This is a genomic window from Pseudomonas sp. 10C3 (genome assembly GCF_036346185.1).
Lineage (GTDB): Bacteria > Pseudomonadota > Gammaproteobacteria > Pseudomonadales > Pseudomonadaceae > Aquipseudomonas.
Genome location: NZ_JASJVE010000018.1, coordinates 139,837 through 150,240 on the forward strand (window position 1 = coordinate 139,837; position 10,404 = coordinate 150,240).

The following is a 10,404-nucleotide window of genomic DNA, read 5'->3' on the forward strand; positions in this document are numbered from 1 at the left end:
CCATGATGGACATGCGGTCTTAAAGATGCCGGCTTTGGCCCTTAATACAAATCAACCGGGTCCACGTCCAGCGACCAGCGCACCTGACGCCCGCTGGGCATGTTTTCAAGCACCAGCAGCCATGCGCTGAGCAAGCGATGCAGGGGCGCGCGGGCGCTGGCTTGCAGGAGCAATTGCGCGCGGTAGCGGCCGGCGCGCCGCTCCATCGGCGCCGGGACCGGGCCCAGCAACTCAATGGCGCCCAGATTCATTTCAGCCAACAAGCGTTCGGCCTCGGCGCAGGCGTTGTCGAGAAAGCCTTCGGCCTGTCCCGGCTTGTGCGCTTCGGCGCGCAGCAGCGCCAGGTGCGAGAACGGTGGCAGGCCAGCGGCCCGGCGTTCGCTCAACGCTTGTTCGGCGAAGGCGAAGTAGCCTTGCTCGGTCAGCTGAATTAACAGTGGGTGGTCGGCCAGATGCGTTTGGATGATCACTTTGCCTGGTTCTTCGGCCCGTCCTGCACGCCCTGCGACCTGAACGATCAACTGCGCCATGCGCTCGCTGGCGCGGAAGTCGCCGGAAAACAAACCGCCGTCGGCATCCAGAATCGACACCAGGGTCACACGGGGGAAGTGGTGCCCTTTGGCGAGCATTTGGGTGCCGACCAGAATGCACGGCTGACCGCGCTGAATGGTGGCGAACAGCTGGTTCATTGCGTCTTTGCGCGAGGTGCTGTCGCGGTCGACCCGCAGCACGGGGAAGTCCGGGAACAAAATACCCAGGCGCTCTTCTGCACGCTCGGTGCCCGCACCCACGGGGCGCAGGTCGACCTTGCCGCACGCCGGGCAATGACGTGGGACGCGCTCGACATGGCCGCAATGGTGGCAGCGCAATTCGCCGGAACGCTGGTGCACAGTCATGCGCGCGTCGCAGCGCGGGCATTCCGAGAGCCAGCTGCAGTCGTGGCAAAGCAAGGTCGGTGCAAAGCCGCGACGGTTGAGGAACACCAGGACCTGCTGGCCTGCAGCCAGAGTCTGAGCGATGGCTTGTTGCATCGGTCCGGAAATACCGCTGTCCAGTGGCCGGCTCTTCACATCCAGCCGCAGGAAGCGCGGTTGTTGCGCGCCGCCTGCGCGTTGGTTCAGGCGCAGCAGGCCGTAGCGTCCGGTGTAGGCGTTGTGCAGGCTTTCCAGTGATGGCGTGGCGGATCCGAGGACAATCGGAATGTTTTCCTGCCGGGCCCGCACCAACGCCAGATCGCGGGCGTGGTAGCGCAGACCTTCCTGCTGTTTATAGGAGCCGTCGTGCTCTTCATCAATAATGATCAGGCCGGGGTTCTTCATTGGCGTGAACAGCGCGGAGCGGGTGCCGATAATAATGTCGGCCTCGCCGTCGCGCGCGGCCAGCCAGGCATCCAGGCGATCCCGGTCATTGACCGCCGAGTGCACCAGCGCGATGCGTGCGTTGAAACGTTGTTCGAAGCGCGCCAGGGTTTGCGGGCCGAGGTTGATCTCCGGGATCAACACCAGCGCCTGCTTGCCGGCTTCCAGGGTTTCGCGGATCAGCTGTAAATAGACTTCGGTTTTGCCACTGCCGGTGACGCCTGCCAGCAGAAATGCATGAAAGGTGTCGAAGCCGGCACGAATGGCTTCGTATGCGGCGCGTTGCTCGGGGTTGAGTGGCAGCTCAGGTTGCGCCAGCCAGCGCTCATGACGTTCGCTCGGCGCATGGCGGCGCACTTCGGCCTTGACCATGTCCTTGGCCAGCAACAGGTTCAGGCTTTCCCGGTTGAGCATCAGTTTGCTGAGTAACTGATTGGCCACGCCATGCGGATGCTGGGCGAGGGTGGTCAGGGCCTCACGCTGTTTCGGTGCGCGGGCGATGCGCGGGTCATCGAGTCTGGCGCCGGGAGCCACTTGCCAGAATCGTTCCTGCCGCGCTTCGGCGGGTTCGCCCTGGCGCAGCAGTACCGGCAAGGCCCAGCTCAAGGTGTCGCCGAGGCTGTGCTGGTAATACTGCGATGTCCACAGGCACAGTTTGAACAGCGAAGGCGGCAGCGGCGGATGCTCATCGAGGATGGCCACGGCCGGTTTGAGCTTTTCAGCCGGGACGTCACTGTGGTCAGTGATCTCCACCAGAATGCCAATCATCTCGCGCCGACCGAACGGCACGCGTACGCGCATGCCCGGCTGTAACGCACTGCGCAACACCCCGGTGGGGGCGCGGTAGTCGAATAAGCGTCTGAGCGGCGAGGGCAGAGCGAGGCGCAAAATGGCGTCGGGCACGCGGAGGGTTCTCTGTAACGGTCTGTGACGAAGCGGCGATCTTAGCAGACGGCCGGTTTTAACGTTCGCTTGCGTCGTTGGCGATGTCTGGTAGTATCCGCAGCCTAATTACGTGCGGTGTTCAACAATAGTGTTGCGCGGCGGCACGCTAGCCCGGAGAAGTACCCATGAAAGCTGACATTCATCCAGTTTACGAAGCCATTGTCGCGACTTGCAGCTGCGGCAACGTGATCCACACTCGCTCCAACCTCGCCAAGCCATTGAGCCTTGACGTGTGCAACGAGTGCCACCCGTTCTACACCGGCAAGCAGAAGACTCTTGATATCGGCGGCCGTGTCGACAAGTTCAAATCGCGTTTCGGTGCTTTCGGCGCAGCCAAAGCTCCTGAAGCTGCTGCAGAGTAAGGCTGGCCGTTCTGGAAGGTCCATTGGACTACTCCAGGCTGCTTAAAAAGGCGTCCCTCGCGGGCGCCTTTTTTATGTCCGCGATTTGGCTGACGGCAGCCCAGGCCTTGTGCCCGGCGCCCGACTCCCTGCCTGTATTCGCGGTCCAGCGGGTCGTGGATGGCGATACCCTGCGCCTGAGCGATGGCCGCAGTGTGCGGATGATTGGACTGAATGCGCCAGAGACCGGCAAGAAAGGCCGTTCCGCCGAGCCTTTCGCTGATGCCGCCAGGCGCCGCCTGCAAAGTCTGGTCGACGAAAACGACGGCCGGGTCAGTCTGCAGGTGGGCCAGGAGCCCAAGGATCATTACGGTCGTACGCTGGCCAACGTCTATGGTCGTCAGGGCGAAAACCTTGAGGCGCAGTTGTTGGCCGAGGGTTTGGCCTATCAAGTGGTGATCGCCCCCAATGTCGCCCTGCTCGACTGCCTGCAGCGGGCAGAGCGCAGTGCGCGCCAAGCCGGGTTGGGTGTGTGGCGTACGTCGCCGGTACAGCCGGTCGGGAAAATCAATAGCGGCGGTTTTGCCCTGATCTCCGGGCAGGTCAGCGACGTGCAGCGCAATGCTGGCGGCGTGTGGATTGAGTTGCAGGGCTCGCTGGTGTTGCGGATCGCGCCGAAGTTAGTGAGTCAGTTCGACGTCTCTCGACTGGAGCGCCTTAAAGGCCGGAGCATCGAAGCGCATGGTTGGGTGATTGATCGTTCGCGTCGTGGCGGGCTCAAGTCAGGGCAGGCGCGCTGGATGTTGCCCATTACTCATCCCGCGATGCTGAGTTTTCTCGATCAATAAAAAGTGTAGGCAGTTTGCTTTTTGAGTTGTAGACAGTCCTGGTCTTGTGTTCCGTCCCCCTTGGCGTAAAGTCGTAGAGGCCGGGCCTTGACAGAAGTGACTAGTCAGTCTTGTGAGGACTTTCCTTCTTGCGTATCCTCGGCGGTCCGTCAGTCCAACAGTAAAAAAGCGGAATGCCCACATGTCAGATTTGAAAACTGCCGCTCTCGAATATCATGCCAAGCCTCGCCCCGGGAAACTGAGTGTCGAGATAACCAAACCTACCGCCACTGCGCGTGACCTGGCCCTGGCATACAGCCCGGGCGTTGCCGAGCCGGTGCGCGAAATTGCCCGTGATCCTGAGCTTGCTTATAAGTACACCGGCAAGGGTAATCTGGTAGCGGTCATTTCCAACGGCACCGCTATTCTTGGCTTGGGTGACCTTGGTCCATTGGCTTCCAAGCCAGTGATGGAAGGTAAAGGCTTGCTGTTCAAACGTTTCGCAGGGATTGACGTTTTCGATATCGAAGTCGATGCAGAAAGCCCGCAAGCGTTCATCGACACCGTTAAGCGCATCTCCATCACCTTTGGCGGCATCAACCTTGAAGACATCAAGGCGCCAGAGTGCTTTGAGATCGAGAAAGCGCTGATTGAACAATGTGACATTCCGGTGTTCCACGATGATCAACACGGCACGGCGATTGTTACTGCGGCCGGCATGATCAACGCATTGGAAATCGTAGGCAAAAGCCTGGACAGCGCCCAAATCGTTTGCCTGGGTGCAGGCGCAGCAGCCATCTCCTGCATGAAGTTGCTGGTGAGCATGGGGGCGAAGATCGAAAACATTTTCATGGTCGACCGTACTGGCGTGATTCATTCTGGCCGTAACGATCTGAATCAGTACAAAGCCGTGTTCGCCCATGCGACTGAAAAACGCACACTGTCCGATGCCTTGAAAGGTGCTGATGTGTTCGTGGGGCTGTCCGGCCCGAACCTGCTGAGCGCTGAAAACCTGAGCTTGATGGCGGCTAACCCGATCGTGTTCGCGTGCTCGAACCCGGATCCGGAAATCGCCCCAGAGTTGGCTCACGCCACTCGCAATGACGTGATCATGGCCACTGGCCGTTCGGACTACCCGAACCAGGTCAATAACGTATTGGGTTTCCCGTTCATCTTCCGTGGCGCACTGGATGTTCGTGCTAAGCGTATCAACGAAGAGATGAAAATCGCTGCCGCCCACGCCCTGCGTAAACTGGCCAAGCTACCGGTTCCTCAGGAAGTCTGCGATGCGTACGGTGGTATCAAGCTGGAATTCGGTCGCGAATACATCATTCCGAAGCCAATGGATGCGCGCCTCCTGGGTGTGATCTCCGATGCCGTGGCTAAAGCCGCCATCGAAACCGGCGTAGCCACCCTGCCGTATCCGAAGAACTACCCGCTCAAGAGCGTCGATGACGTTTTCAACGGCTAAGTCCTGGTTGCGATACACAAAAAACCCTGCAGCGATGCAGGGTTTTTTTGTGGGTGCCAATCAGGGTGCTTCCACAAGGAGTCTGTTGTGATCAACAGATTCCTTATGGAAGGCAAGGGCATCAGAACAGATCGATTGGCGCCGATTCATCCGCAGGTAGCGGGCTGTTGGGTGCATTGCCGCCGCCCACTTCGTTCACGCTGGGTGGCGTATCTTCGCTTTTGAACAGCTCGAAATACGCGTTGGGCGTGCTCGGCGTTGCGGCACGGCCACTGACCGGGTCGACTCGCAGGCTGAGGATGCCTTCCGGTTCGGCCTGAACATGCGGTGGTTTATCTTTCAAGGCGGCGCTCATGTAGCTCATCCAGATCGGCAGGGCGACCGTGCCGCCGAATTCCTGGCGACCCAGGCTTTCCGGCTGATCGAACCCGGTCCAGACGCTGGTGATGTAGTCCGCGTTGTAACCGGTGAACCAGGCGTCCTTAGACTCGTTGGTCGTACCGGTTTTGCCGGCGATGTCCGGACGGTTCATCGACAGGGCGCGGCGGCCGGTACCGCGCTTGATCACGTCCTGCAGCATGCTGTTGAGGATGTAGGTGGTGCGGCCATCGACGATGCGCTCGGCGACGGCTGGCGCTTGTGGCTCGTTGGTCGTTGAGGTCGACGAGGCGGGCACCATGCTCGGGTTGTCATTGACGGCAAAGGTGGCGGTGTTGGCCGCGGGCTTGGCGTCATTGGCCGGTACGCTCGGCGGATTGGCGACGAACAGGGTTGCGCCGTCACGGTTTTCGATGCGCTGTATCAGGTACGGGCTGATTTTGTAACCGCCGTTGGCGAAGGTGCTCCAGCCAGTGGCGACTTCCATCGGCGTCAGCGTTGCAGTCCCCAGGGCCAGCGACAGGTTGCGTGGCAGATCCTGCTTGTTGAAGCCGAAGCGGGTGATGTAGTTGATCGCGGTGTCGATGCCAAGGCCTTGCAGCAGGCGGATGGACACCAGGTTGCGTGACTTGTACAACGCTTCGCGCAAACGGATCGGGCCGAGGAACGTGTTGGTATCGTTTTTCGGCCGCCAGACTTTGTCCAGGTACTCATCGACGAACACGATAGGCGCGTCGTTGACCAGGCTGGCGGCGGTGTAGCCGTTGTCCAGCGCGGCGCTATACAGGAACGGCTTGAAGCTCGAGCCCGGTTGACGCTTGGCCTGCATGGCGCGGTTGTAATTGCTCTGTTCGAAAGCAAAGCCGCCGACCAGCGCGCGAATCGCACCATTTTGGGGGTCCAGCGACACCAGTGCGCTTTGCACTGCCGGGGTCTGGCTGAACTTCAGGCTTCCGTCCACTTGACGCTGCACCCGGATCAGATCGCCCACTTGCGCGACATCGGATGGTTGTTGTGGGCGTGCACCCAAGCTGTTTGTATTAAGGAACGGTCGTGCCCACTTCATGCTGTCCCAGGAGACGGCTTCTTCTTTTTCGCCGTTGCGGGACAGCACATGCAGGCCGGCTTTATCGACTTGAGTGACAATCGCCGGCTCGAGGCCGCTGATGGAACGCTGTTTGGTCAGCTCCAGTGCCCATGCATCACGGGTTTTGCCGGGCAGACGGCTTTCCGGACCACGATAGCCGTGACGTTGGTCATAGCTGATCAATCCTTCCTGAACGGCGGTGTTTGCATTTTCCTGAAGATTGCTGGGTACCGTGGTGGTGACGCGGAAACCTTCCGTGTACGCTTCGCTGCCATAACGGCCGACCATTTCGGCGCGGGCCATTTCGGCGATATAGGGCGCGTTTACTTCCGGGCTCTGGACGTGGTAGCTGGCATTGATGGGTTCGGCCAGGGCGATTTCATAGGCGCTCTGATCGATCTTGCCCAATTTGTGCATGCGCCCCAGAATCCAGTCGCGACGCTCTTTGGCCCGCACGGGGTTGGCCAACGGGTTGAAGCGCGAAGGTGCTTTGGGCAGGCCGGCGATCATCGCCATCTGTGCAATGCTCAGGTCGCGGATCGATTTACCGTAATACACTTGCGCCGCAGCTTCGATGCCGTAAGCGCGGTTGCCCAGGTAGATTTTGTTGACGTACAGCTCAAGGATTTCGTCCTTGCTCAGTTCGCGCTCGATCTGCAGGGCCAGAAGGATTTCGTTGGTTTTTCGGGAAAAGCTTCTTTCGCTGGTCAAAAAGAAGTTTTTCGCGACTTGCATGGTGATCGTGCTGCCGCCGGACTGGATATGGCCGCTCTTCACCAATTGGGAGGCGGCGCGCATCAGGCTGCTGGGGTCAACGCCGTAGTGATTGGCGAAGTTGTCATCTTCTGCCGATAACAGGGCGTTAATGAAATTGGGTGGAATGTCGGCGAAGCGAATAGGGGAGCGGCGCATTTCGCCGAACTCTGCAATCAATTTGCCGTCGCTGCTGAAAACCCGCAGCGGAATTTGCAATTGGATGCTTCTCAGCGACTCGACGGAAGGCAGGCCCGGGCTGAGGTACAAAAATGCACCGCTCAAAACGAGCAGCAGCCCGCAGAACACAGCGACGAATGACCACCAGAAAAACTTCAGCAGGCGTATCAAGGCTTTTGGATTTCCAGATAAAAGAATGGGTTAAGCGCAGGCATCTACAAATGAACACGGTTTGAAGCTTGGCTTTACGAAAAAACGCTTGGGCATTATAAGCATTTTTCGTGTCGGAGCGTGATTTGCGCTACTGTCAAGGCGGCTGGCACAGGCATTGGACACTCAATAATCCGTAAGTGACGGAAACTCATAGGGAATCGGTTGTGTTCGAACTCTTCAGTAAGAAGGCCAATACCCTTCTAGGGATCGATATTAGCTCCACCTCGGTAAAACTCCTTGAATTGAGTCGTTCCGGCACTCGCTACAAAGTTGAGTCCTACGCGGTCGAACCGCTACCCGCCAACGCTGTAGTCGAAAAAAATATCGCCGATCTCGACGGGGTCGGTCAGGCATTGTCACGGGTGTTGGTCAAGGCCAAGACTCATGTCAAAAGCGTCGCCGTGGCAGTGGCCGGCTCTGCCGTGATCACCAAGACCATCGAGATGGACGCTGGCCTGTCGGACGATGACATGGAAAGTCAGCTCAAGATTGAAGCTGATCAGTACATTCCGTATCCCCTTGAAGAAGTCGCCATCGATTTTGAAGTGCAGGGTTACTCGGCGCGCAACCCCGAGCGCGTTGAAGTCCTGCTCGCCGCCTGCCGCAAGGAAAACGTAGAGGTTCGCGAAGCCGCCCTGGCGCTGGCGGGCCTCAATGCCAAGGTCGTGGATGTCGAAGCGTATGCGTTGGAGCGCGCCTTCGGCCTGCTTGCTGCGCAGTTGGGCAACGATCACGAGCAGCTGACCGTGGCGGTGGTCGACATCGGCGCCACCATGACTACTTTGAGCGTGCTGCACAACGGTCGGATTATTTATACCCGCGAACAATTGTTCGGCGGCCGGCAACTGACTGAAGAAATTCAGCGTCGTTATGGTCTGGCGGTAGAAGAAGCGGGCCTGGCGAAAAAACAGGGCGGTCTGCCGGATGACTATGTCAGCGAGGTGCTGCAGCCGTTCAAGGATGCCGTGGTTCAGCAAGTTACCCGCTCGTTGCAGTTCTTTTTTGCGGCCGGTCAGTACAACACCGTGGATTACATCATGCTGGCGGGTGGTACCTCTTCGCTTGCAGGCCTGGACCATTTGATTCAGCAACGTCTGGGCACGCCCACGCTGGTGGCCAATCCGTTCGCCGACATGGCGCTAAGTAGCAAGGTCAACGCGGGGGCGCTGGCCAGTGATGCTCCGGCCTTGATGATTGCCTGTGGTCTGGCGTTAAGGAGCTTTGACTGATGGCGCGGATCAACCTGTTACCGTGGCGCGAACAACTGCGCGAAGAGCGAAAGAAGCGTTTCCTGACGGCGCTTGTCGGGGTGTTGGTCATTGCCGTCGGCGTGATCTTCTTTGGCGATCAATACATCAGCAATGCGGTCGACCACCAAGTGGCGCGCAATGGGTATGTGCAGAAAGAAATTACCCTGCTCGATGACCGGATTAAAGAAATCAGCGAGTTGAAGGCGCGGCGCAAGCAATTGCTGGAGCGGATGAAAATCATTCAGGACCTGCAAGGCAATCGCCCGATCATCGGACGAATTTTCGATCAGTTGGCGCGTACCTTGCCTGATGGCGTGTATTTCTCTGATGTAAAAATGACCGGCAAGATTATTAGCATCAGCGGTGCCGCTGAATCGAACAACCGTGTTTCGGACCTGATGCGTAATCTCGACGCCTCTGATTGGCTTGAGGCGCCTAGTCTCAACGAGGTCAAGGCCAACCCGGCGGGTGCGGTCGACCAGACAAACACCTTCCAGTTAACGGTGCGTCAGACTCAGCCTGCGATTAAAGGGGTCAAGCCATGAATCCAAAGGAATGGCTGGACAGCCTGCGCAAGATCGACTTCAACGATCTGGACCTGAACAACCTTGGCTCATGGCCAGCGGCAGTCAAATCCATCGCCGGGGCGATGGTGTTGATCGTGGTCCTGGCGCTGGGCTACAACTTTTACCTCAAAGACTTGCTGGATCAGCTCGACCAGTCGCGAGCGACCGAAGTCGCGCTCAAAGAGCAATTTGCCACGAAGGCTTTCAAGGCTGCAAACCTGGAGGCCTACAAAGCGCAGATGACGGAAATGCAGACGTCCTTCGGCGCATTATTGCGGCAATTGCCCAGCGACACTGAAGTCCCTGGGTTGCTCGAAGACATCACCCGCACCGGTCTGGGCAGTGGCCTTGAGTTCGAAGAGATCAAATTGCTGCCGGAAGCGGCTCAGCAGTTCTATATCGAATTGCCGATCCAGATCACGGTGGTCGGTGCCTATCACGACCTTGCGACCTTTGTCAGCGGCGTGGCCAGTCTGCCGCGCATCGTGACCTTGCATGATTTCGAGATCAAACCCGTGGAGCCTGGCAGTACGCAAAAGCTGCGCATGAGCATTCTGGCCAAGACCTACCGTTATAACGATAAAGGGCAGCAGCAATGAGGGCCGCTCGACTGTTGTGCATGAGTGTGGCTTTGATCGGGCTGTCCGGTTGCGACAATGGCAATCAGTTTGGCGACTTGCAGACCTATATGGATGAAGTGCGGGCACGCCCGACGGGCGTTATCGAGCCATTGCCAAAGTTCCGCCCTTACGAAGCCTTTACCTACAGCGCCGCTGCACTGCGTAGCCCGTTCCAGCCGCTCGTCAAGATTGATTTGGTCCGTCGGCAGAAGGGCTCGCAGCAGGTCAAACCGGATGAAACGCGGGTCAAGCAATTCCTCGAAGGCTTCAATATCGAGCAATTCGAAATGGTCGGCACGATGGCCAACGACTCGGGGATCTTTGCCCTGATGCGCGGTGGTGGTGGCTGTCTCTTATACACATCTGCCTATGCCGTCATTGGGGTGAAAAAAAAAAAAGGGGGGGGGGGGGGGGG

Annotated in this window: 9 protein-coding genes; 7 read left to right on the forward strand and 2 right to left on the reverse strand. The window is 58.6% G+C overall.

Annotated features, from left to right (window positions below):
* Nucleotides 1-41 precede the first annotated feature (41 nt).
* A complete protein-coding gene (locus tag QN399_RS18695; RefSeq protein WP_322177448.1) occupies nt 42-2,261 on the reverse strand; it encodes a primosomal protein N' in 2,220 nt (739 codons plus the stop codon).
* A gap of 167 nt (nt 2,262-2,428) precedes the next feature.
* Between QN399_RS18695 and rpmE the strand changes: the two genes are divergently transcribed.
* The 3 genes from rpmE to QN399_RS18710 all read left to right on the forward strand — a co-directional run bounded on the left by rpmE (nt 2,429) and on the right by QN399_RS18710 (nt 4,942).
* Nucleotides 2,429-2,665 (forward strand): 50S ribosomal protein L31, encoded by a 237-nt coding sequence (gene rpmE / locus QN399_RS18700; RefSeq protein ID WP_219063572.1) that lies wholly within the window; start codon nt 2,429-2,431, stop codon nt 2,663-2,665.
* A gap of 23 nt (nt 2,666-2,688) precedes the next feature.
* On the forward strand, nt 2,689-3,492 hold the full coding sequence (locus tag QN399_RS18705) for a thermonuclease family protein (RefSeq protein WP_330201393.1): 804 nt from the start codon (nt 2,689-2,691) through the stop codon (nt 3,490-3,492).
* Between the two features lie 181 nt (nt 3,493-3,673).
* Nucleotides 3,674-4,942 carry a malic enzyme-like NAD(P)-binding protein gene (locus tag QN399_RS18710; RefSeq protein WP_322177450.1) on the forward strand — a complete coding sequence of 423 codons (1,269 nt, stop codon included), beginning with the start codon at nt 3,674-3,676 and terminating at the stop codon, nt 4,940-4,942.
* Nucleotides 4,943-5,063: 121 nt separating this feature from the next.
* Here the strand turns inward: QN399_RS18710 and QN399_RS18715 are convergent, their stop codons facing one another.
* Nucleotides 5,064-7,511 (reverse strand): penicillin-binding protein 1A, encoded by a 2,448-nt coding sequence (locus QN399_RS18715; protein WP_322177451.1) that lies wholly within the window; start codon nt 7,509-7,511, stop codon nt 5,064-5,066.
* 206 nt (nt 7,512-7,717) lie between these two features.
* Between QN399_RS18715 and QN399_RS18720 the strand changes: the two genes are divergently transcribed.
* The 4 genes from QN399_RS18720 to QN399_RS18735 all read left to right on the forward strand — a co-directional run.
* Nucleotides 7,718-8,782 (forward strand): pilus assembly protein PilM, encoded by a 1,065-nt coding sequence (locus tag QN399_RS18720; RefSeq protein WP_322177452.1) that lies wholly within the window; start codon nt 7,718-7,720, stop codon nt 8,780-8,782.
* Entirely contained in the window at nt 8,782-9,348 is a 567-nt protein-coding gene (locus tag QN399_RS18725) for a PilN domain-containing protein (protein ID WP_322177453.1), read from the forward strand. Before QN399_RS18720 ends, QN399_RS18725 begins: the two co-directional genes overlap by 1 nt.
* A complete protein-coding gene (pilO, locus tag QN399_RS18730; RefSeq protein ID WP_322177454.1) occupies nt 9,345-9,968 on the forward strand; it encodes a type 4a pilus biogenesis protein PilO in 624 nt (207 codons plus the stop codon). The genes QN399_RS18725 and pilO overlap by 4 nt, the downstream gene beginning before the upstream one ends.
* The coding region (locus tag QN399_RS18735) for a pilus assembly protein PilP (protein ID WP_330201394.1) at nt 9,965-10,404 on the forward strand (440 nt) is incomplete at its 3' end. The genes pilO and QN399_RS18735, both read left to right, overlap by 4 nt.

Coding starts and splice junctions, on each gene's coding strand:
- rpmE (WP_219063572.1), top strand. CDS start 2,429: ATGAAAGCTGACATTCATCCAGTTTACGAAGCCATTGTCGCGACTTGC.
- QN399_RS18710 (WP_322177450.1), top strand. CDS start 3,674: ATGTCAGATTTGAAAACTGCCGCTCTCGAATATCATGCCAAGCCTCGC.
- QN399_RS18725 (WP_322177453.1), top strand. CDS start 8,782: ATGGCGCGGATCAACCTGTTACCGTGGCGCGAACAACTGCGCGAAGAG.
- pilO (WP_322177454.1), top strand. CDS start 9,345: ATGAATCCAAAGGAATGGCTGGACAGCCTGCGCAAGATCGACTTCAAC.